Annotated in this window: 19 protein-coding genes; 10 read left to right on the top strand and 9 right to left on the bottom strand. The window is 75.8% G+C overall.

The features are described from left to right. Positions 1-37 precede the first annotated feature (37 nt). On the top strand, positions 38-622 hold the full coding sequence (locus tag ABZ249_RS13740) for a transcriptional regulator (protein ID WP_355261757.1): 585 nt from the start codon (positions 38-40) through the stop codon (positions 620-622). Next, on the top strand, positions 619-2,025 hold the full coding sequence (locus ABZ249_RS13735; protein WP_355261754.1) for a PEP/pyruvate-binding domain-containing protein: 1,407 nt from the start codon (positions 619-621) through the stop codon (positions 2,023-2,025). Before ABZ249_RS13740 ends, ABZ249_RS13735 begins: the two co-directional genes overlap by 4 nt. A 21-nt stretch (positions 2,026-2,046) precedes the next feature. Here ABZ249_RS13735 and ABZ249_RS13730 read toward each other — a convergent pair whose 3' ends face one another. Then, complete coding sequence (locus ABZ249_RS13730) at positions 2,047-3,252, bottom strand: cysteine desulfurase-like protein (RefSeq protein WP_355261751.1); 1,206 nt, start codon at positions 3,250-3,252, stop codon at positions 2,047-2,049. A gap of 230 nt (positions 3,253-3,482) precedes the next feature. Here ABZ249_RS13730 and ABZ249_RS13725 point away from each other — a divergent pair, with 230 nt between their 5' ends. The 7 genes from ABZ249_RS13725 (at position 3,483) to ABZ249_RS13695 (ending at position 12,599) form a co-directional block, all read left to right on the top strand. Continuing rightward, entirely contained in the window at positions 3,483-4,289 is an 807-nt protein-coding gene (locus ABZ249_RS13725) for an AraC family transcriptional regulator (RefSeq protein WP_355261748.1), read from the top strand. Between the two features lie 200 nt (positions 4,290-4,489). Continuing rightward, positions 4,490-5,521, top strand: coding sequence for an iron-siderophore ABC transporter substrate-binding protein (locus ABZ249_RS13720; RefSeq protein ID WP_355261745.1), 1,032 nt, complete (start codon positions 4,490-4,492; stop codon positions 5,519-5,521). Continuing rightward, positions 5,518-6,561 (top strand): iron ABC transporter permease, encoded by a 1,044-nt coding sequence (locus tag ABZ249_RS13715; RefSeq protein WP_355261742.1) that lies wholly within the window; start codon positions 5,518-5,520, stop codon positions 6,559-6,561. The genes ABZ249_RS13720 and ABZ249_RS13715 overlap by 4 nt, the downstream gene beginning before the upstream one ends. Before the next feature lie 56 nt (positions 6,562-6,617). Then, positions 6,618-7,637, top strand: a complete 1,020-nt coding sequence (locus ABZ249_RS13710) for an iron ABC transporter permease (RefSeq protein ID WP_355261850.1) — start codon at positions 6,618-6,620, stop codon at positions 7,635-7,637. Next, entirely contained in the window at positions 7,634-8,443 is an 810-nt protein-coding gene (locus ABZ249_RS13705; protein ID WP_355261739.1) for an ABC transporter ATP-binding protein, read from the top strand. Before ABZ249_RS13710 ends, ABZ249_RS13705 begins: the two co-directional genes overlap by 4 nt. A gap of 197 nt (positions 8,444-8,640) precedes the next feature. After that, on the top strand, positions 8,641-9,870 hold the full coding sequence (locus ABZ249_RS13700) for a hypothetical protein (protein WP_355261736.1): 1,230 nt from the start codon (positions 8,641-8,643) through the stop codon (positions 9,868-9,870). 434 nt (positions 9,871-10,304) lie between these two features. Continuing rightward, a complete protein-coding gene (locus ABZ249_RS13695; protein WP_355261733.1) occupies positions 10,305-12,599 on the top strand; it encodes an FdhF/YdeP family oxidoreductase in 2,295 nt (764 codons plus the stop codon). Positions 12,600-12,651: 52 nt separating this feature from the next. Here the strand turns inward: ABZ249_RS13695 and ABZ249_RS13690 are convergent, their stop codons facing one another. Then, complete coding sequence (locus ABZ249_RS13690) at positions 12,652-13,788, bottom strand: cytochrome P450 (RefSeq protein ID WP_355261730.1); 1,137 nt, start codon at positions 13,786-13,788, stop codon at positions 12,652-12,654. Continuing rightward, complete coding sequence (locus ABZ249_RS13685; RefSeq protein WP_355261727.1) at positions 13,785-15,248, bottom strand: MFS transporter; 1,464 nt, start codon at positions 15,246-15,248, stop codon at positions 13,785-13,787. Before ABZ249_RS13685 ends, ABZ249_RS13690 begins: the two co-directional genes overlap by 4 nt. Positions 15,249-15,399: 151 nt before the next feature. On the opposite strand from ABZ249_RS13685, the gene ABZ249_RS13680 reads away from it, so the two are divergent. Continuing rightward, entirely contained in the window at positions 15,400-15,861 is a 462-nt protein-coding gene (locus ABZ249_RS13680) for a MarR family transcriptional regulator (protein ID WP_355261724.1), read from the top strand. 66 nt (positions 15,862-15,927) lie between these two features. On the opposite strand, the gene ABZ249_RS13675 is transcribed toward ABZ249_RS13680, so the two are convergent. The 6 genes from ABZ249_RS13675 to ABZ249_RS13650 all read right to left on the bottom strand — a co-directional run bounded on the left by ABZ249_RS13675 (position 15,928) and on the right by ABZ249_RS13650 (position 20,669). Next, on the bottom strand, positions 15,928-16,551 hold the full coding sequence (locus ABZ249_RS13675) for a vitamin K epoxide reductase family protein (protein WP_355261721.1): 624 nt from the start codon (positions 16,549-16,551) through the stop codon (positions 15,928-15,930). Continuing rightward, a complete protein-coding gene (locus ABZ249_RS13670; RefSeq protein ID WP_355261718.1) occupies positions 16,548-17,243 on the bottom strand; it encodes a thioredoxin domain-containing protein in 696 nt (231 codons plus the stop codon). Before ABZ249_RS13670 ends, ABZ249_RS13675 begins: the two co-directional genes overlap by 4 nt. A gap of 123 nt (positions 17,244-17,366) precedes the next feature. After that, entirely contained in the window at positions 17,367-17,753 is a 387-nt protein-coding gene (locus ABZ249_RS13665; protein WP_355261715.1) for a DUF2946 family protein, read from the bottom strand. An 80-nt stretch (positions 17,754-17,833) separates the two neighbouring features. Further along, positions 17,834-18,670, bottom strand: a complete 837-nt coding sequence (locus ABZ249_RS13660) for a citryl-CoA lyase (protein ID WP_355261712.1) — start codon at positions 18,668-18,670, stop codon at positions 17,834-17,836. After that, the gene (locus tag ABZ249_RS13655; RefSeq protein WP_355261709.1) at positions 18,667-19,887 is read right to left on the bottom strand and encodes a CoA transferase; all 1,221 of its coding nucleotides are present in this window, start codon (positions 19,885-19,887) and stop codon (positions 18,667-18,669) included. The genes ABZ249_RS13660 and ABZ249_RS13655 overlap by 4 nt, the downstream gene beginning before the upstream one ends. Next, the gene (locus ABZ249_RS13650) at positions 19,884-20,669 is read right to left on the bottom strand and encodes an IclR family transcriptional regulator (protein ID WP_355261706.1); all 786 of its coding nucleotides are present in this window, start codon (positions 20,667-20,669) and stop codon (positions 19,884-19,886) included. Before ABZ249_RS13650 ends, ABZ249_RS13655 begins: the two co-directional genes overlap by 4 nt. Between the last annotated feature and the right edge of the window lie 256 nt (positions 20,670-20,925).

Raw genomic sequence — 20,925 nt, 5'->3', positions numbered from 1 at the left:
GATGTCATCGACATCTGAGAAGGCGTGAGGTGCGGACATGGCGTCCACCGATCCCCCCGCCGCGGTGCTGTCCACCCTGCGCTGCATCGGGTTCAGCTCCGTGGAGACCGTCGCCGCCGTCACCGGCCTGGACCCGGGCGAGGCCGAGTCCGCCCTCATCGACCTGGCCGTCGACGGACTGGTGACCCGCCACAGCGGGCCCTTCGGCGGCTGGGGGCAGACCGCGGCCGGACGGGAGGCCGACGCCCGCGCGCGGGCCCGGGAGCTGGAGGCCGCCGGGGCCGGACCGGCCGTCGCGGCCGCCTACGAGCGGTTCCTGGAGCTCAACCCCGAACTCCTCGACCTGTGCTCGGCCTGGCAGCTGCGCCGCCCCGGCGACCCGGCCGCCGAGGCCCGCGTCCTGGACCTGTTCGCCGACCTGGACCGGCGGGCGGCCCCGGTCTGCGACGCGCTCGCCGCAGCGCTGCCCCGGTTCGGCCGGTACCGGCCCGGCCTGGCCCGCGCCCTGGAGCACGCCCGTGCGGGGCGCACGGAGTACCTGACCGACCACCTCGCCTCCTACCACACGCTCTGGTTCCAGCTCCACGAGGACCTGCTCGCCACCCTGGGGGTCCCCCGATGAGGTGGGTGCGGCCCCTGGACCCGGCCGTGGCCGACGGGCCCGGCGACATCGGCGGCAAGGCCCACGGCCTCATCACCCTGCGGCGCCTGGGCCTGCCCGTGCCGCCGGGGTTCGTCGTCACCACCGGGGCCTGCCGGGCCTTCCGCCGCCTGGGCCGCCTCCCGGACGGGCTGGAGGCGGAGGTCCGCGCCGCCCTGGCCGCCCTGGAACGGCGGACCGGCCGCACCCTGGGCGGCACCCCGGCCCTGACCGTGTCGGTGCGCTCGGGCGCCGCGGTGTCCATGCCCGGCATGATGGCCACCGTCCTGGGCCTGGGCGCACCGCCCGCCGGCGACGGGGACGCCGGCGCCGGGCCCGACGGGGCCCGGGAACGGCTGACAGCGGCCCTCGTCGAGGTGCTCGGGTCCTGGGACGCCCCGCGGGCCCGCACCTACCGGGCGCTGCACGGGATCGACGGCGACGCGGGCACGGCGGTGGTCGTCCAGGCCATGGCGGACGGCGACCGCGACGACCGCAGCGCCTCGGGCGTGGCGTTCGGCCGCGACCCGGTGGACGGGTCGCCCGGCCCCGCCGGCGACGTGCTCTTCCGCAGCCGGGGCGACGCCGTGGTCTCCGGGCGTGCGCTGCCGCTGCCCCTGACCGCCCTGGCCGAGCGCGAGCCGCGCGCGTGGGCGGACCTGTGCGACGCCCTGGAGCGTACGCAGGCCCACTACCGGGACGCCTGCTACCTGGAGTTCACCGTCGAGACGGGGCGGCTGTGGCTCCTCCAGGTGCGCCCCGCGGGCTTCTCCGGCGCCGCGGCCGTGCGCACCGCCGTCGGCCTCGCCGAACGCGGCGTCATCACCCGCGCCGAGGCGCTGGCGCGGGTCGCGACCGCCGACCTGGAACGCGCCCGGCTGCCCGTCCTGGCCGAGGGCGCCGACCTGTGGACCCGCGGCACCCCCGCGGGCCCCGGAGCGGTGGTGGGGCGCATCGCCACCGACACCGCGTCGGCGGTGCGCATGGCCGCCCGCGGACCGGTGGTGCTGGTGCGCCCGGAGACCTCCCCGGCGGACATGGCGGGGCTCGCCGCCGCGGCGGGGGTGCTCACCGCCCGGGGCGGGGCCGCCTCGCACGCCGCCGTGGTGGCCCGCGCCCTGGGCCGGCCCGCGGTGGTGGGCGCGGCCGGCCTGCACGTCGAACCGGGGCGCGTGCGCGCGGGGGACCGCTGGGCCGCCGAGGGCGACCTCCTCACCCTCGACGGCACCACCGGCCGGGTCGCCCTGGGGGAGCGCCCCACCGCGCCCCCGCCCGCCGACTCGGCCGTGGACACCCTCCTGGCCTGGGCGGACGCCGTCACCGGTGCCGGGGAGGGCACCGACACCGACCGCCTGGCCGCCGCCCACCGCGCCCTGGCCCGCTGACCCGGGGCCCGCGGCGGCCGGTCAGCGCAGGGCGTCGGCGAGGGCGGACAGCAGGCGGTCGACGTCCTCCTCCGCCGTGTAGGGGGCCATGCCCACGCGCAGCCCGGCGGTGTCGTCGACGCCCAGCCGGGCGAACGCCTCGTAGGCGTAGAAGCTCCCGGCGGGGGCCAGCACGCCGCGTTCGGCGAGCAGGCGCGAGACGTCGGCGCTGCGGCGGCCGGGGAAGGTCATGAACAGCGTCGGCGTGCGCTCGGCCGCCCGCGAGTGCACCTCCACCGCCCCGCCCAGCCCGGCCAGGGCCGCCTCGACCCTGTCGCGCAGCGACACCTCGTGCTCCTCCAGCAGCCGGCGGGCGTCGGCCAGCCGCCCGCGCCGGTCGCCGCCCGCGGGGGCGAGGTCGGCCAGCACCTCCACCGCCTCGGTGGCCCCGGCCATGGTCTCGTAGGGCAGGGTGCCGTACTCGAACCGCTCGGGCACCGCGTCGGTGGAGGGCACCAGCTTGTCCGGGACGACGGTCTCCAGCAGCGCCGGGTCGGCGGCCAGGACCGCGCAGTGCGGGCCCAGGAACTTGTAGGGGGAGCACACGTAGAAGTCGGCGCCCAGCTCCCGCACGTCCACCACCGCGTGGGCGGCGTGGTGCACCCCGTCGACGTAGACCAGCGCCCCCGCCCGGTGGGCGCGGTCGGCGATCGCGCGCACGGGCACCCGGGTGCCCAGCAGGTTGGAGGCCGCCCCGACGGCCACCAGCCGGGTGCGCTCGTTGATCACCGCGTCCAGCCCGGACAGGTCGGGCTCGGCGGTGGCCGGGTCGAAGTCGATCCACCGCACGGCCGCGCCGGTGCGCTCGGCGGCCTGCACCCAGGGGCGGACGTTGGAGTCGTGGTCCAGCCGGGTGACCACGACCTCGTCGCCGGGGCCCCAGTCCTTGGACAGGTGGCGGGAGAAGTCGTAGGTGATCTGGGTGGCGCTGCGCCCGTACACCACGCCCTCGGGCGCGCACCCCAGCAGGTCGGCGTAGGCGCGGCGGAACGCCGCCACGGCCGCCTCGGCGTTGGCCTCCGAGACCGCCGACGTCCCCCGGTTGGACAGCGGCCCGGTGAGCGTTCGGGCGATCGCCTCCCCGACCCGGACCGGGGTCTGGGTGCCGCCGGGCCCGTCGAAGTGGGCGATCCCCGAATCCAGGGAGGGGAACTGCGCGCGGAACGCGCCGAGGTCGAACGCCGTCATGGGGCTCCTCCGTCGAATGCCTGCGGGTCACCGACAGCATCGCACCGCCCGCCCCCGCGGGCGCGGGCGGGGGCGCGGCCGACCGCGGCCCGGGGCCGTACCCGGCCCTTGTCGCCCGGGACCGCGACGGGTGGGGCCGACCGCGCGGACCGGGGCCGCCACCACTCTCATGACGGCGGGAAGGAGGAGGCGGCCGACCGCCCGCGGACCGGGGCCGTACCCTGAACGACGTGGTCATACGAGACGTCCTTCCCGGTGCGGACCCGGGGTTCGACAACCGCCGGCTGCCCGTGTACGAGGCCGGGGAGATCGACGTGCCGTTCGTGGTGTGGGGCTCGGAGGAGGTCATCGCCCGCGACACCTTCTGGGAGGAGCACGCCCACCCCACCCACGAGCTGCTGTGGAACGAGCACGGCGCCTCCTCGGCGACGGTCGGGACGCGGGTGTGGACCATCACGCCGACCGTGGGCCTGTGGATCCCCGCCGGGGTGCGCCACAGCGGGTGGACGCCCGCCGGGACCCGGCACCGGGCCGCGCACTTCGGGGTGCACGCGGTGCCCGCGATCGCCGACCGGCCGGTGGCGGTCGAGGTCACGCCGCTGCTGCGGCTGCTGCTGGACCGCCTGGACCACGGGGACCTGTCCGGGGACGAGCGCGCCCGCACCGAGGGCATGGTGCCGGACCTGATCGCCCCCGCCCGCAACGAGATCCTGCTGCAGATCCCCGACTCCCCGCTGCTGGCCCCCATCGTGGAGGCGGTGCTGGCGGACCCGGCGGACACCACCACCCTGGCCGCGTGGGCGGCCCGGCTGGGGGTGAGCACCCGCACCATCACGCGGGCGTTCCGGGCCGGGACCGGGCTGGGCTTCAGCCGCTGGGTGGCCACCGCGCGGGTGCGGCACGCGATCGCGCTGCTGTCGCGCGGGGAGGACATCGAGGACGTGGCGGCGTGTGTCGGCTATCACTCGGCGAGCGCGTTCGGCACGGCGTTCCGCCGCATCACGGGCACCAGCCCCGGCCGTTTCCGGGCCGGGTGACGGCGTCCCGGGGGACGGATGTCCGTTTCGCGACAAAGGTTGTCACATCTGCGTGATTGCGCGTCGGGTAAATGCACCCTAAGTTCGGTTAGGCAACCCTTATCTTCCGTTGTCGCGGGTGCCCCTGCCCTGCGACGACTCCCCGGCGGGCGGCGACGGCCGCGGCCGCCGGGGCGCGGTCCCCTGATCGGAAGGACACCATGTCCCGCGTTCTCACGCCCACCGCCGCCGCCGCCGCGGCGGCGCTGCTCACCCTCGGGCTCACCGCCTGCTCCTCCGACGAGCCCGCCGGGCCGGAGGGCGGGGCCTCCGGGGACTGGACCCCGATCACGATCGAGCACGCCCTGGGCACCACGGTCATCGAGTCCGAGCCCGAGCGCATCGCCACCGTCAACTGGGCCAACCACGAGGTCCCCCTGGCCCTGGGCGTCGTCCCCGTGGGCATGGCCGCCGCCGACTTCGGCGACGACAACGGCGACGGCCTGCTGCCCTGGGTCGACGAGAAGCTCCAGGAGCTCGGCGCCGAGCCCCCCGTGCTGTTCGACGAGACCGACGGCATCGACTTCGAGGCGGTCGCCGACACCGAGCCCGACGTCATCCTGGCCGCCTACTCCGGCCTCACCCAGGAGGACTACGACACCCTCAGCGAGATCGCCCCCGTCGTCGCCTACCCCGAGACCGCCTGGGGCACCCCCTGGCAGGACATGATCCGCTTCAACAGCCAGGCCATGGGCATGGCCGAGGAGGGCGAGGCGCTCGTCGCCGACCTGGAGGAGGAGATCGCCGCGGCCGCCGCCGAGCACCCCTCCCTGGAGGGCAAGTCGACGATGTTCCTCACCCACGTCGACACCTCCGACCTGAGCGAGGTCAGCTTCTACACCACCCACGACACCCGCGCCCTCTTCTTCGAGGACCTGGGCCTGTCCACCCCCGAGAGCGTCGCCACCGCCTCCGCCGAGACCGAGGCGTTCTCCCTCACCCACAGCGCCGAGCAGGCCGACGCCTTCAGTGACGTCGACATCATCGTCACCTACGGCGGCGACGAGCTGGTCGAGGCGCTGGAGGGCGACCCGCTGCTGTCCCAGATGCCCGCCGTCGAGAGCGGCGCCATCGTCGCCCTGCCCGGCACCGACCCGCTGGGCACCGCCGCCAACCCGACCCCGCTGGCCATCTCCTGGGTCCTGGACGACTACCTGTCGCTGCTGTCCGAGGCCGCCGACAAGGCCGAGTGACCGTGCACGACACCTCAGCAGCCGTGGGCGCCGCCGTCGTGCGGCGCCCCCGGCGCGCCAAGGCCCTGTGGCTGCTCCTGCTCGCCGCGGTGCTCCTGGGGCTGATGTTCGCCTCGGTCACCGTGGGCTCGCGCAGCGTCTCCTGGCCCGACATCCTCGCCGCCCTGGGCGGCGACACCGAGGGCTTCGGCCGGGCGGCCGTCGCCAAGCGCATCCCCCGCACCGTGCTCGCGGTGCTGGCCGGTGCCGCGCTGGGCCTGGCCGGAGCGGTCATGCAGGGCGTCACCCGCAACCCGCTGGCCGACCCCGGCATTCTGGGCGTCAACATGGGCGCCTCGCTGGCCGTGGTCACCGGCATGGCCTACTTCGGGCTGGCCACCGCCACCTCCCGGATCTGGGTGGCGATCGCCGGGGCCGCGGCCACCGCCGTCGCCGTGTACGTCGTCGGCTCCCTGGGCCGCGGCGGCCCCACCCCCCTCAAGCTCGCCCTGGCGGGAGCGGCCACCTCGGCCGCGCTCACCTCGCTGATCACCGCCGTGGCCCTGCCGCGCGGCGACATCGCCGAGAGCGTCCGCTCCTGGCAGATCGGCGGCGTGGGCGGCGGCACCTTCGAGGCCGTGTCCCAGGTCCTGCCGTTCCTGGTGGTCGGCCTCCTGCTGTGCCTGCTGTCCGCGCGCGGCCTGGACCTGCTCGCCCTGGGCGACGAACTCGCCGCCGGGCTGGGCGCCCGGGTGGCCACCGCCCGCGCCACGGCCTCCCTGGGCGCCGTGGTCCTGTGCGGGGCGTCCACCGCCGTCACCGGGCCCATCGCGTTCGTCGGCCTGGTGGTGCCGCACGCCTTCCGCATGCTCATCGGCGGGGACCACCGCTGGCTGCTGCCGTTCTCCGCCCTGGGCGGCGCCGCCCTGCTGACCGCCGCCGACATCCTGGGCCGCATCGTCGCCCGGCCGGCGGAACTCGACGTCGGCATCGTGACCGCGCTCATCGGCGCCCCCGTCTTCATCTCCATCGTCCGCCGACACAAGGTCCGTGCACTGTGAGCGGTTCCGCCATCGACACCACCCGGTCCCCCGTCCCCGCCCCCGGCGAGGCCGTCGTGTCCGCCGTCGCCCGGGGGCGGCGCGCCCGCGGCCGGCGGCGCCTGGTCGTCATCACCGTCCTGGGCGTCCTCATCGCGGCCGGGTTCGCCGTCACCCTCATGGTCGGGAGGACCTTCTACCCGCCCGGCGACGTCATCGGCGTGATCCTGGGCCGCGACGTGCCCGGCGCCTCGTTCACCGTCGGACGGCTCCGGCTGCCCCGGGCCGTGCTGGCCGTGGTCGCCGGACTGAGCTTCGGCCTGGCCGGCGTCACCTTCCAGACCATGCTGCGCAACCCGCTGGCCAGCCCCGACATCATCGGCATCAGCGCCGGGGCCGGGACGGGCGCCACCTTCGCGATCGTGGTGCTCTCCCTGGAGGGCGTCGGGGTGTCGGCGTTCGCCATCGCCTCCGGCCTGGCCGTGGCGCTGCTGGTGTACCTGCTGTCGTACCGCAACGGGGTGGCGGGCGGACGGCTGGTGCTGGTGGGCATCGGCATCGCCGCGATGCTCCACAGCATCACCGACCACATCCTGGACCGGGCCGCCCAGTGGGACCTCCAGGAGGCGCTGCGCTGGCTGACCGGCAGCCTCAACGGGGCCGGCTGGGAGGCGGTCGTCCCCGCCGCGGCCGCCCTGGCGCTCCTGGCCCCGGTGCTGCTGGCCCGGGCCGGGGACCTGGACGCCCTGCGGCTGGGGGACGACACCGCCGCGGCGCTGGGGGTGCGGGTGGACCGCACCCGGTTGGTCCTCATCGTCGCGGCGGTGGGGCTCATCTCGTTCGCGACCGCGGCCGCGGGCCCCATCGCGTTCGTGGCGTTCCTGTCCGGCCCCATCGCGGCCCGCCTGGTGGGCCCGGGCGGGTCCCTGCTGCTGCCGGCCGCCCTGGTCGGCGCGCTGCTGGTGCTGGTCGCGGACTTCGCGGGCCAGTTCCTGCTCGGCACCCGGTTCCCCGTCGGCGTCGTCACCGGCGTGCTGGGCGCGCCCTACCTCGTGTACCTGATCGTCCGCACCCACCGCGCGGGAGGCTCCCTGTGACCACGGCCCATTCGCTCCTCGTCGAGGACCTGACCCTGGGGTACCAGGACCGGACCGTCGTCGAGGACCTGGACCTGGCGGTGCCGCCGGGGCGCATCACCGTGATCGTCGGCGCCAACGCCTGCGGCAAGTCCACGCTGCTGCGGGCCATGTCGCGGCTGCTGTCCCCCCGGTCCGGGCAGGTGCTGCTGGACGGCGAGAAGGTCCACCGGATGCCGTCCAAGCAGGTGGCCCGCACTCTGGGGCTGCTGCCGCAGTCGCCCATCGCCCCCGAGGGGATCGCGGTGAGCGACCTGGTGGGCCGCGGCCGCCACCCCCACCAGGGGGTGTTCTCGCGGTGGACCCGCGAGGACGACGAGGCGGTGGCCGCCGCCCTGGAGGCCACCGGGACCCTGGGGCTGGCCGACCGTCCGGTGGACGAGCTCTCCGGCGGGCAGCGCCAGCGGGTGTGGATCGCGATGGCGCTGGCCCAGCGCACGGACCTGCTGCTGCTCGACGAGCCGACGACGTTCCTGGACGTCAGCCACCAGGTGGAGGTCCTGGACCTGCTCACCGACCTCAACCGGTCCCTGGGCACGACCATCGTGATGGTGCTGCACGACCTCAACCTGGCGGCCCGCTACGCCGACCACCTCATCGCCCTGGCCGACGGGAGGCTGCACGCCGCGGGCGCCCCCGAGCAGGTGCTCACGCCCGAGACGGTGGAGGCGGTCTTCGGGCTGCGCAGCCGCATCATCACCGACCCGGTGTCGGGGCGGCCGCTGATGCTGCCCATCGGCCGCCACCACGACCCCTCCGCGGACTGACCGCAGGACCGGCCGCAGGACCGGCCGGTGTCGGGCCCGGCGGCTAGGGTGGGCGGACCGCCGGACCCCTGCCGTGGAGGAGACGCCCCCGTGCCCCGAACCGCCGTGGACGAGAGCCCCCGGAGCGGCCGCCGCGCCGCCTCCGGCCTGCCCGGGACCGCGCCCGCCCGCCCCGCGCCCCGGACGGGCGGACGGCCGTGACATCCGCGCCCGGACCCGGGGACGGGGCGCGCGCCTGGGCGGACGGGGCGGCCGCCCGGTTCTCGCTCGGGGGCATCCGCACCGCGGAGTTCCTCGCGCTGCTGTACACCCCCGAACTCGCCGCGGCGGTGGAGGGGCTCGACGCCGTGGTCCGCGACACCCCCGCGGTGGGCACCGCCCGGCGCGGGCGGGCCGGCACCGGGCCGCGCCCAGCCTGGGCTCCCCGCGTGTTCACCGACGCGCTGCCCGCCGACCTGCGCCACCGGCTGCTCGTCTGGACGGAGCTCGTCCCCGCCCGCCGGCACGGGATCGGCCGCACCCTCACCCCGCCGGACGCGGCGGCCAACGACGTCTACCGGGTCCTGCACCGCCACCTGCGGGAGGACGGGGCGCCCTGGGAGGCCGGCCTGCTGTCGCTGTACCTGGACATGTGCCTGGCCCACGTCGTGGACGTGCACTCCGTGCTCGCCGTCTGCGAGCGCCTGACCGCGGACGCCCCGGCGGAGCACCTGGAGCGGCTGGAGGAGATGGGGGTCCGCCGGTTCGGGGCCCGGGGGGATCAGGGCTCCGGCCCGCCCGCCCCGGGGCCCGAGCACGTGCGCCTGCTGCGGCTCCTCCAGCGCCTGGACCGGTCGCGCACACCGGAGGACGTCCTCCCCCCGGGCGACCTGTTCGGCGACCTGCTGTCGACCGCCCGCCCCGACCTGTGGAACGGCACCGGCACGGCCGACCTGCTGGTCCACCTCCTGGAACCGCCGTCCACCCGCCCCTCCGCCGCGTGGCGGCGCCGGACCGCCGGACACCTGGCCGCGCTCCCGGACGCGGCGGCGACGGTGCTGGGAATCCTCGACCTGGCGCCGTCCCTGCCGGAGGCGGGGCCCCGGGACCGGTGGGACACCTCCGCGGACCACCTGCGGCCGCACGTCCAGGACATCCTGCACGGCGCCGTCTGGTGCGCGGACCTGCTGCCCGAGGAGGCCCGGGAGGCGGCGGTGCCCGTCCTGGAACAGGCGGCCGCCTTCACGGGCACCGGCCCGGGCGGCTCGCGGAAGGTGCGCGCGGAGCGCGCCGCCTCGGCCGCCGTGCGCGTCCTGGCCGGATGGGGCGGGCCGCACGGGGCCCGGGCGCTGGCCCGGCTCGGAGCGGTGATCGAGAAGGAGACCCTCAGGCGCGTCCTGGCCGCGGCCGAGGCGTCCCTCCCCGCCGCCTCCCGCGGCGCCCCGTGACCGGCCGCCCCGGGGCGCGGGTCCGTGCGGTGCGCCCGCACACGGAACCCCGGGGCGTTCGGTGCGGAGGCCGCGGCGTGCCGACCGCCGGAGATTTCACCGGAAGGGGCCGAAACCGCCATTGTCCGCCGTTCATGTTCGCATGCGCCGGCCCCTTTCCCCGGGCGGTAAAGGTCGCGGTGTGTCGTGGCGGAGCGGCGCCCGCGGATTCCCCCGGTGATTGTCGGGGCATCTCCCGGGCCGTATGATGGCGGCGCCGTGAGCTGCGGTTCCGCGGCACAGGAGCGTGTCCGTGCGATCGGTGCCGGTGCGCTTCCGGGGATATTCCGGATATCCCCGGAGGCGTCGGTATCGGCCGATTCAAACGTCCGCAAGGAATTCCTCTTTTCCGTCCGCCGCGGCGGGGACCGCGGACGACGACGGGGGAGGGCCTCATGGCGGACGAGAAGAAGGAACGGTGGTCCCGGCGCGACTACCGCCACCCCGCGGCCGGATGGGGCGCGGCGCTGTCGGTCGCCAACGTCCTCAAGGGCGAGGGCGAGTGGATCGACGGCCCCCGGGCCGTCTTCAGGATGAACCACGAGAACGGCGGCTTCGACTGCCCCGGCTGCGCCTGGCCCGACGACACCAAGGGCCTCAAGCTCGACATCTGCGAGAACGGCATCAAACACGTCGCCTGGGAGATGACGCACAGGCGCGCGGGCAAGGAGTTCTTCGCCGGGCACACCGTCACCGAGCTCAAGACCTGGAGCGACCACGACCTGGAGGCCCAGGGGCGGCTGGTGGGACCGCTGGTCTACGACGCCGACACGGACAAGTACGTGCCGATCGCCTGGAAGGACGCCTTCGAGCTCGTCGGCCGCCACCTGCGCGGGCTGGACTCCCCGGACCAGGCCGCGTTCTACACCTCCGGGCGCCTGGGCAACGAGGGGACCTTCCTCTACCAGCTGATGGCCCGCGAGCTGGGCACCAACAACCTCCCGGACTGCTCCAACATGTGCCACGAGGCGTCCGGCCGCGCGCTGACCGCGGCGCTGGGCACCGGCAAGGGCACCGCCGACCTCAAGGACTGGGAGACCGCCGACGCCCTGTTCATCATGGGCGTCAACGCGGCCTCCAACGCGCCCCGCATGCTCACCGCCCTCACCGAGGCCCGCAAGCGCGGCGCGCGGATCGTGCACGTCAACCCGATGGTCGAGGCCGCCGCCCGCAGGGCCATCGTCCCGCACGACTTCGTCGACATGGCCCTGATGAAGGCCACCCCCACCAGCAGCCTCAACCTCCGGGTCCGGCCCGGCGGCGACATGGCGCTCATGCGCGGCATCGCCAAGGCGCTGCTGGAACGCCTGGAGACCGATCCCGGGGCCGTCGACCCCGAGTTCATCGAGCGCTACACGTCCGGGTTCGAGGCGTACCGCAAGGTGTGCGCCGACACCCCCTGGGAGGAGCTGGAGCACCAGTCGGGCCTGTCCCGCGCCGCCATCCTGGAGGCGGCCGAGGTGTACCACCGGTCCGAGCGGACCCTCATCAGCTGGTGCCTGGGCATCACCCAGCACGAACACGGCGTGGACACCGTCCGCGAGATCGTCAACGTGCTCCTGCTGCGCGGCAACCTGGGCCGTGAGGGCGCGGGACCCTCGCCGGTGCGCGGGCACAGCAACGTGCAGGGCAACCGCACCTGCGGCATCGACCACCGCCCCAAGGAGGAGTTCCTGGACCGGCTGGCGTCGGTGTGCGGCATCGACCCGCCGCGCGAGCACGGCCTGGACACCGTCGGCACCATCGAGGCCATGAACCGGGACGACGGGGACGAGGGGCGGGTCCGGGTGTTCGTCGGCATGGGCGGCAACTTCGTCCTGGCCGCCCCGGACACCTCGTACACGGCGCGGGGCCTGCGCCGGTGCGACCTCACCGTGCACGTCAGCACCAAGCTCAACCGCAGCCACCTGGAGCACGGCCGGGAGGCGCTCATCCTGCCCTGCCTGGGCCGCACCGAGAAGGACGAGCAGCGCACCGGCCTCCAGGCCACCTCGGTGGAGGACTCCATGAGCATGGTCCACCTGTCGGTGGGCATGAAGCGCCCGGCCTCCCCGCACCTGCTGTCGGAGCCGGCGATCATCGCGGGGATGGCGCGGGCGGCCCTGCCCGACAGCGCCACCCCCTGGGAGGACTACGTCGGGGACTACGACCGCGTCCGCGACACCATGGCCAGGGTCCTGCCGGGGTTCGAGGACTTCAACCGCCGGGTGCGGCTCCCGCTGGGGTTCCGCATCAAGCAGCCCGCCCGCGAGCTGGTGTTCCTCACCCCCTCGGGGCGGGCCGAGTTCTCCACCGCGGCGCTGCCCGACGTGGTGCCCGCCGACCGCGACGTGCTCGTCCTCCAGACCATGCGCTCCCACGACCAGTGGAACACCACCGTCTACTCCGACGACGACCGCTACCGGGGCGTGAGGAACCTGCGCACCCTGGTCCTCATGAACGCGGAGGACATGCGCGCCCGCGGCATCGCCGAGGGCGCCCTGGTCGACATCGAGTCCCGCTCCAAGGACGGCACCCGCCGCCGCCTGAGCGGCTACCGGGCCCTGCGCTACGACCTGCCGCGCGGCAGCGCCGCAGGCTACATGCCGGAGATGAACGCCCTGGTCGGGATCGCCGACTACAGCACCCAGAGCGACCAGCCGCTGATGAAGAACGTCCTGGTCAGGGTCACCCCGGCCGCGGCCGGCTGATCCCCGCCCGCCGGGGCCGCCCCGACTCCGGGGCGGGGCGGCCCCGGGACGGTCAGAACAGGACCGGGAGCGAGACCGGGCGGCTGCCCTGGATCCCGCCGACCCCGTGCCGGCGCAGGTCGGCGAAGGGCACGGCCAGCCGGGCCCCGGGCAGGTCCGCGCGCAGGACCTCGACCACCGCGGCCAGCTCCAGGCGGGCCAGCTGCGCGCCGGTGCAGTAGTGCGGCCCCGCCCCGAACGCCAGGTCCGGGCCGATGGCGTGGTCGGGGTCGGTGTTGATCCCCTGGATGTCCACGAGCACCGGGGAGCGGGCGGGGAGCCGGACCCCCGCGAGTTCGACCTCGGCGGCGGTGAACCGCCACAGGCTGAAGGGCGCGGGGGAGTGCCGGCGCAGCGTCTCGCGGACGACCTCGTCCGCGTCCCCCGCGGAGCGCCCCCCGGGGCCGAGCAGGCCGGCGATGAGGAAGCCCAGGGACGGGTCGGTGGTGAGCTGCCCCGCGTAGATCAGGGTGAACAGCAGGTAGTGCACCTGGGACTCGGTGAGGTCGGGGACGCGTGCGCGCAGCTCGACGGCCAGGCCGTCCCGGCCCGGTTCCAGGGCGGCCGCGGCCAGGTCCGCGAAGGCCGCCATCGCCCGGCCCACGTCCTCGGGGCCGTCGCCGTGCATCAGGCGGCAGGCGGTGACGGCCTGGTCCACCCGGTCCAGGGGGACGCCCAGGAGGTCGCACACCACGGTGAGCGGGAAGCGCGTGGTGAAGTCCGCCATCAGGTCCACGGGCCCGCCCTCCGCGGCCAGGCCGGTGAGCATCCGCCGTGCGTGGCCGGTGACCCGTCCGGCGTAGGAGCCGATCCGGCGCGCGGTGAACAGCGGCGCGTGCGCCCGGCGCAGCCGTTCGTGCGCGGGGCCGTCGGTGGTGGTGAGCGAGGGCTGCGCCGCGGCGGTGGGCTCCAGCCCCGCGGTCCGCGGGTCCCAGTGTTCGGGCGCGTACGCCGGGTCCTTGACGATCCGCGGGTCGACGAGGACCTGGCGGGCCAGGGTGTCGTCGGTGACGATCCAGGCGGGGCCGCCCGCCGGTGCCCGGACCCGCACCAGGGGTCCCAGGGCGCGCAGGGCGGCGTGCGCCGGGTGGGGCTCGTCGAGTCCGCGGACGGCCGGGGCGAAGGGGTCGATGCCGGTCGGGGGTGTCATGGGGAGGTCTCCTCGTGGGGTCGGGCGGGGAGCAGGAACAGGAGCACGGCCGCGGCCGCGTAGCAGGCGACCTGCCAGGGCAGGACGGCGGCCAGGGCGTGGGTGTGGGCGGCCGCCGCGGAGGAGCCGCCCGCGAGCGCGTCCTCCAGCCGGGCGAAGAACACGGTGCCCAGCGCGGCCACACCGACCGCGCCGCCGATCTGGGTGACGGTGCTCAGGACACCGCCCGCCGCTCCCGCGTCCCGGGCGGGCACCCCGGCCAGCACGACGTTGACCAGGGAGGGGGCGGTCAGGCCCAGCCCCAGACCGCCCGCGAACAGGGGCACGGCCAGGGCCGTGGAGGAGGGGGCGTCCCCGTGCAGCAGCGCGAGCAGCAGGAGCTGGGACGCGGCCAGGAGCAGGGCGCCGCCGACCAGGACCGCGCGCCCGGCCCGGTCGGCGAACCGGACCCCGATACCGGAGGTGATGAGCGAGCCCGCGGCGAAGGGCAGGATCACCAGGCCGGCCTCCCACGGGCCGCGGCCGGTTCCCCCCTGGAGGTACAGGGAGAGCAGGAGGAAGAAGGCGCCCAGGGCGCCGAAGAACGGCAGCGAGGCGGCCAGGCCCAGGGCGAAGGCCCGGCCGCGCAGCAGCGCGGGGTCCAGGACGGGCCGTCCGCCGCGTGCCGCCAGGCGGCGCTCCCACCACAGGAACAGGGCGGTGACGGGTACGGAGAGGGCCATGAGGGCCATGCCCCACCAGGGCCACCCCCAGTCGCGCCCCTGGACCAGCGGCAGCAGCGGCAGGACCACGGCGGTGGCGGCCAGGGCCGCGCCGGTGCCGTCGAACCCGGTTCCGTCCCCGCTCCGCGACTCCGGCAGGAAGCGCGCGCCCAGGGCCAGGCCGGCCGCCGCGACCGGCACGTTGACCCAGAACACCGCGCGCCAGCCCAGGCCGAACGGGTCGGCCTCCACCAGGAGGCCGCCCAGCAGGGGCCCGGCGACGGAGGCCAGCCCCAGGACGGCGCCGTAGGCGCCCATGGCGCGGGCCCGTGCCGCGGGGGCGAACGAGGCGCGGATGACGCCGAACACCTGGGGGATCATCAGCCCGCCCGCCAGCCCCTGGGCGACGCGCCCGGCGACCAGGGCCCAGGGGGAGGGCGCCAGGCCGCAGGCGGCGGAGGCGAGGGCGAATCCGGCCAGGCCGAGCAGGAAGAGGCGGCGGCGCCCGTACCGGTCGCCGAGGCGTCCGCCCGTGACGAGCCCCGCGCCGACGGCGAGCGTGTACCCGGCGACCGTCCATTGCAGTGCCGCCTCGCCCGCGCCCAGGTCGGCGGCGATCGCCGGGGCGGCGACCCCGACGATGGTGGCGTCCAGCAGCTCCATGAAGGCGGCGACGAGGACGACCGCCAGGGCGACGGCGGCGGTCCGCCCGGTGAGCAGGGGCGGTGGGCCGGTCGCGGCGGCGGGCGGTGCGGTCATGGTGAGGGTCCTCTCCTGGTGGCCGTTTGCTGTGCAGCACAGTAGATGTGTCACGCAGTAGCTGCGTGACGCGGTAGCTGCGTGACACAGTTAAAGTAGCATGGCTTTGCTGCGCGGTGCAGCGAACGGGGAGTGGAACGGAGCGCCGCCCATGGCACGGAACGAGAGGGACGCCCTGGTCAGGGCGCTCGTCGAGGACGCGATACCCGCCTGGGGGATCCGCGTCGTCCAGCTCAACAGCGTCGTCGCCGCCCGGCTGGGGGTCACCGACACCGACGTGCAGTGTCTGCACGCCCTGGCCCGGCACGGGCCGATGACCCCGGGCGCCCTGGCCGAGCACGTCAACCTGACCACCGGCTCGGCCTCGCGCATGGTCGACCGGCTCGTCGCGGCCGGCTGCGTGCGCCGGGTACCCGACCCCGGCGACCGCAGGCGCGTCCTGGTGGAGCCCACCGAGGAGGGGGTGGCCCGCGTCACCGCCGCCTATGCCGGGCTGGTGTCGCGCACCCGGGAGGAGCTCGCCGGGTTCGACGAGGACGCCCTGGCCGCCATCCTGAGGTTCGTGCGCGCCGCCGAGCACGACACCGCCGAGGAGGCCCGCGGCGCCCGGTGACGACGCGGCGGCGGGCGCCCGACGCGGTCGGGCGCCCGCCGGCGTGCCCGGGAGGGCCGGGCGGTGTCAGACCAGGGTCGTCCAGTAGGTCCAGAACGCCTGGGTGACCGCCGCGGCCAGGGCCAGCGCCCACAGGCACAGGAGCGTGCTGTGGTAGCGGACCATCACGTCCGCGGCCCGGCGCAGGGCGCCCGGCGCCGGGAGGTGGCCCGCCTCCAGGGCGTGCAGGGTGGTGTACCAGAAGACCGGCACGGTCACCGCCCACACGACCGTGCAGTACGGGCACAGCGCGCCGATCCGGTACAGGCTCTGGAAGATCAGCCAGTGCACGAACCCCGCCCCGAACAGCGTGCCCGCCCACAGGCCCAGGTGGAACCAGCGCGGGAACCGCGCCCCCGCCAGCAGGGCGACGCCCACGGTGGTCACCACCGAGAACCCGACCACACCCAGGACCGGGTTGGGGATCCCGAACACCTCCGCCTGCCAGGTCCCCATGACCGTTCCGCACGACAGCACCGGGTCGATGCTGCACGAGGGCACGTGGCCGGGGTCCTGGAGGACTCGGACCTTCTCCACCAGCAGGGCGGTGGCGGCGAGCAGGCCGACGGCCCCGCCCAGGGCCAGCAGCCAGGGCAGGGCGCGGGCCGGGACGCCCGCGCCCCGCCGCCGGAGCCCGGCGGCGGTGCTCATTCGGCCAGCCCGGCGTCGATCAGGGAGGCCAGCATCTCGTAGGTCGGCATGCTCGGCGTCCGGTACCCGTTGACGAAGATCGTCGGGGTCCCCTGCACTCCCAGGGCCACGCCGTCGTCGAAGTCCGCCCGCACCCGGTCGGCGACCTCCTGCGACTCCATGTCGGCGGTGAACTCCCCGACGTCCAGGCCCAGCTCCTCGGCGAAGCCGACGAACACCTCGCTCTGGTCCTCCTGGGACTCGCCCCACTCGGCCTGGGTCTCGTACATCAGGGCGTACATCTCCTCCAGCGCGCCCTGGCGGGCGGCCGCCTCCACGGCCGCGGCGGCGGGCTCGGAGTTGGTGTGCCCGGGCAGCGGGAAGTAGCGGACGACGAAGTCGATGCGGCCCTCGTAGTCCTCCCGGATGCGCTCCATCACGGGGAACTGGGCGCGGCAGGCCTCGCACTCGAAGTCGAGGAACTCCACGACGGTGACCGGCGCCCCCTCGACCCGGTCGAGGTACCGGCTGTCCTCGCGGACCAGCAGTTCGGCGGGGGCGGGCGAGGGGGAGGCCTGGTCCCCGGGCGCCGCCGCGGAGGCGCCGGTGGAGCCGGGGGAGTCCTGGGGGCGGTTCGACAGGTACACGAGCGTGCCGACGAGCAGGCCCAGGACGGTGAGCATCACGAGGGTGAAGGTCGTGTTCTGGTTCACGGTTCTTCCGTTCCAACGGGTCCGTGCGCGGGGCACGGAGGGATCACGACGGGACCGCCGGTCGGGGCGGTCCGGGGAAGGGGGAGGCGGCGCGGACGCGGAGGGCGTCGGCGCGGTCGTGTTCTAGACCCGTTGCACGCAGAGCAGGGTGAGCAGCCCGGGCCCGTGCCGGGGCGCCGCGGGGGCGTCCTCGACGGGCGGGGCCGGCGCGTGCGCGGCGCGGACCAGCGCCCACAGCAGGGGGAGCGGGGCCAGGAGGAGCGGCGGGCCCGAGGCGGAAGCCGAAGCGGGGGCCACCCCGCAGGTGTGGTCCCCGTGCCCGGCGCCGCCGGTGTCGGTCGCCGGGGCGTCGGTGGCCGCGGCCACCGGGACGGCCCCGGAGCCCGCGGGCGGGGCGGTGTGCGCCGCGGTGCCGGTGCGCACCAGGGCGCAGGCCAGGCAGGCCAGCACGAGCACGGCGAGCAGCACCGCGAGGGTGCGCGTGCCGCGTGTGCCGGGGTGCCCGTCCATGATCGGCACTTTAACGGCGCCCCGTCCCGCCCCCGCCCCGGGGTGCCCCTGAGACCCCGCGGACAGCCCGGGCGCGGGTGTCACCGTGGCAGGTGGCGCGTCTCCGGCCCGTGGTGCCCGGCCAGGACCCGCCGGGGCAGCGGGCCCTTGATCCGGGCCCCGGCGCCGCTCTCCTCCCAGGCGTGGGCGAGGATGCCCACGGACCTGGACAGGACGAACAGGCCGCGCCCCAGCTCGGCGGCGAACCCGAGGGAGGCGTAGACGATCGCCGTGGCGCCGTCGATGTTCATCGGCACGGGACGGCTGCGCCCCCGGGCCAGCGCGGCCTCCAGAGCCAGCCCCGACTCCAGGTGCGTCGGCGGCACCAGGCCCCGGTCGACCGCCTCGCGGACCCGGTCGACGAGGGGGTCGCGGCGCGGGTCGCGGGGGTGGAAGCGGTGGCCGAAGCCGGGGACCCGCTGCCCGTGCTCCCGGTGCTCGGCCACGACGGCCTCGGCGGCCCCGTCGGCGGACGCGCCCTCCTCCCGCAGCAGGGCCATCCGCTCCAGGAGGGCGATGCACTGCTGGCCCGCGCCCCCGTGCACGTCCCCCAGGAGGTTGACCCCGGTGGCGACCGCGTTGTTGAGCCCCACACCGCAGGTGGCGGCCATCCGGGCGGCGGCGATGGAGGGCGCCTGCGGCCCGTGGTCGACCGCGGCCACCAGGGCCGCCTCCAGCAGGCGGGCGCGCTCGGGGTCCGGCAGCTCGCCGCGCAGCAGGAGCCAGACGGTCTCCACCAGGGAGACCCGCCCGATCAGCTCCTGGACCGGGTAGCCGCGCAGGTCGATCTCCCCGGGGGCGATCCGCGTGATGGCGGTCGACCACCACGCGCCGATCTCCTCGTGGGTCATGGACCCCGCCGTGTCCTGTGTGCTCATACCGCGCCTTCCTCTCGCAGGGCCTCGATCTCGGCGTCGTCGAACCCGGCCTCGCGCAGCACGGGGACGGTGTGCTCGCCCAGCAGGGGAGGCGGGGTCCGGGGCGCCAGGGGCGCCCCGTCCACGTGCACCCCGCTGCCCAGCACCCGGAGCCCGCGGTCTCCGGAGCCGGGGAAGGGCAGGGTGTGGACCAGGCCGCGGTGGGCGATCTGCTCCGACTCCAGGGCCTCCCGGACCCCGAGCACCCGTCCCGCCGGGACGCCCGCGCCGGAGAGCTCTTCCTCCCACTCCGCGGCGGACCGCGCCCGCAAGTGCTCCTCCAGGGCCTTGCGGAGCTCCTCCCGGTGGGCCTTGCGGTCCTCGCGCCGGGCGAAACGGGGGTCCCCGCACAGCTCGGGGGCCCCGACGACGCGGCAGAGGACCTCGAACTGCTCCTGCTTGTTGGCGGAGATGTTGAGCGCTCCGTCGCCGGTGGCGAAGGTTCCCGAGGGCGCGGCGGTGGCGTTCTCGTTGCCGATGCGCTCGGGCTCGGCTCCCGTGGAGAGGTAGTTGGACACGCCCCAGCCCATAGCGGTGATCGCGGTCTCCAGCATGGACACGTCCAGGTGGGTGCCCTGCCCGGTGCGCTCGCGCCGCGCCAGGGCGGTGGACACCGCGAAGGCGGCGGCCAGGCCGCCCAGCACGTCGGCGATGGGGAAGCCCGCCCGCAGCGGCCCCGTGTCGGGGGTGCCGGTGGCGCCCATCATCCCCGACAGGCCCTGCACGATCTGGTCGTAGGCGGGCCGGTCGCTCAGCGGGCCGTCGGCGCCGAACCCGGAGATGGCGCAGTACACCAGGCGCGGGTTGACCTCGCGCAGCACGTCGGGGCCGAAGCCGAGGCGCTCCAGCACCCCGGGGCGGAAGTTCTCCAGCAGGACGTCCGCGCCGGCCAGCAGCGTCCGCATGACCCGTCGGCCGGAGGCGGACTTCAGGTTCAGGGTGAGCGAGCGCTTGCCGCTGTTCTGGGCGAGGAAGGACGCGCCCAGCCGCCGGTCGTTGAGCTCGGCCGAGGCGCCCAGCCGCCGGGCCAGGTCGCCGGTCCCGGGGACCTCGACCTTGACGACGTCGGCGCCCATGAGGGCGAGCTGGTAGCCGGCGTAGGGGCCGGCCAGCACGTTGGTCATGTCCAGGACCCGGACGCCCGCCAGGGGCGGGCCGTCCCCGCCGGTGCCGGTCATCGGTCCTCCCCCGGGGCCGGGGCGCCGCCGGCCGGGTCCAGGCCGATCTCGGAGATGCGCCGGGCGGCGCCCATGACGGACTCGGTGAACCCCCGCACGGCGGCGTCGGTGAAGCGGGCCGTTGGCCCGCCGACGGCCAGCGCGGCGACGGGGGTCCGCCCGGTCCGCCCGAAGACGGGGGCGGCCACACCCGAGGCCCCGTGCTCGCGTTCGCCGTGGCTGACGGCGTAGCCGCGTTCGGCGGCGTCCTCGACCTGCGCGCGCAGCCGGTCCACGTGGGCCGGGCCGTAGGGGGAGGCGGCGGCCACCCGCAGCAGGGTGGCGTCGTCGGCCCCGATGAGCAGGACCTTGCTCGCGGCACCGCCCCACAGCACCATCTCGTCGCCGGTGTTGACGACGTGCCGCAGGCGCTGCGGCCCCTCCTCCTGGGCCACGCACACGCGGACGGCGTCGGCGCGCACGTACAGGTTGACGGTCTCGGCGGTGTCGGCGACGAGTTCGCGCATGACGGCGCGGGCCGCCTCGGGCACCTGCCAGACGGCGTGGGCCAGACGGGCCCAGCGGAGCAGGCCGGGACCCGCGGCGATCCTGCCGTCCGGGCCCGTCCACAGCAGGCCCCGCTGCTCCAGCGTGCCGACCAGGCGCAGGACGGTGGTCTTGGCCAGGCCGGTGCGCTCCACCAGCTCGCGCGTGGTGTAGCGCAGGTTCCGCTCGTCGAACAGGTCGAGCATGTCGATCGCGCGCGTCACGCTCCGGACGCCCCCGTCCGAGTCACCGGACATGCGCCCTCCTCTCATGTGGTCCGCTAGGCGGACCTATAAGACCATCAAGTGGACTGTGGTGGTCAGCGTAACGCATCGCCAGCCACCCCGCCAGAGCGCTCCGGAGATCCGGGCGCCGCCCTCCCCTGATCGGTAAATCCCGGATTCACCAGGGGTTCCCCCTCCCTCGACAGGGGGGAGGGGGAATGTTGCACAAAGGTTCCGCGACCCCATTGACACGGACAAACGTGATCCGCATCATTTCCTGAACCGAACA

The sequence above is a fragment of the Nocardiopsis sp. NPDC006139 genome (genome assembly GCF_040614155.1).
Lineage (GTDB): Bacteria > Actinomycetota > Actinomycetes > Streptosporangiales > Streptosporangiaceae > Nocardiopsis > Nocardiopsis changdeensis.
This window is presented reverse-complemented; position numbering and strand designations above follow the sequence as displayed.

Bases quoted from the DNA above. Each gene is read 5' to 3' on its own strand.
- ABZ249_RS13740 (WP_355261757.1), top strand. From the start codon at position 38: ATGGCGTCCACCGATCCCCCCGCCGCGGTGCTGTCCACCCTGCGCTGC.
- ABZ249_RS13735 (WP_355261754.1), top strand. From the start codon at position 619: ATGAGGTGGGTGCGGCCCCTGGACCCGGCCGTGGCCGACGGGCCCGGC.
- ABZ249_RS13730 (WP_355261751.1), bottom strand. From the start codon at position 3,252: ATGACGGCGTTCGACCTCGGCGCGTTCCGCGCGCAGTTCCCCTCCCTG.
- ABZ249_RS13720 (WP_355261745.1), top strand. From the start codon at position 4,490: ATGTCCCGCGTTCTCACGCCCACCGCCGCCGCCGCCGCGGCGGCGCTG.
- ABZ249_RS13695 (WP_355261733.1), top strand. From the start codon at position 10,305: ATGGCGGACGAGAAGAAGGAACGGTGGTCCCGGCGCGACTACCGCCAC.
- ABZ249_RS13690 (WP_355261730.1), bottom strand. From the start codon at position 13,788: ATGACACCCCCGACCGGCATCGACCCCTTCGCCCCGGCCGTCCGCGGA.
- ABZ249_RS13685 (WP_355261727.1), bottom strand. From the start codon at position 15,248: ATGACCGCACCGCCCGCCGCCGCGACCGGCCCACCGCCCCTGCTCACC.
- ABZ249_RS13680 (WP_355261724.1), top strand. From the start codon at position 15,400: ATGGCACGGAACGAGAGGGACGCCCTGGTCAGGGCGCTCGTCGAGGAC.
- ABZ249_RS13675 (WP_355261721.1), bottom strand. From the start codon at position 16,551: ATGAGCACCGCCGCCGGGCTCCGGCGGCGGGGCGCGGGCGTCCCGGCC.
- ABZ249_RS13665 (WP_355261715.1), bottom strand. From the start codon at position 17,753: ATGGACGGGCACCCCGGCACACGCGGCACGCGCACCCTCGCGGTGCTG.
- ABZ249_RS13660 (WP_355261712.1), bottom strand. From the start codon at position 18,670: ATGAGCACACAGGACACGGCGGGGTCCATGACCCACGAGGAGATCGGC.
- ABZ249_RS13655 (WP_355261709.1), bottom strand. From the start codon at position 19,887: ATGACCGGCACCGGCGGGGACGGCCCGCCCCTGGCGGGCGTCCGGGTC.
- ABZ249_RS13650 (WP_355261706.1), bottom strand. From the start codon at position 20,669: ATGTCCGGTGACTCGGACGGGGGCGTCCGGAGCGTGACGCGCGCGATC.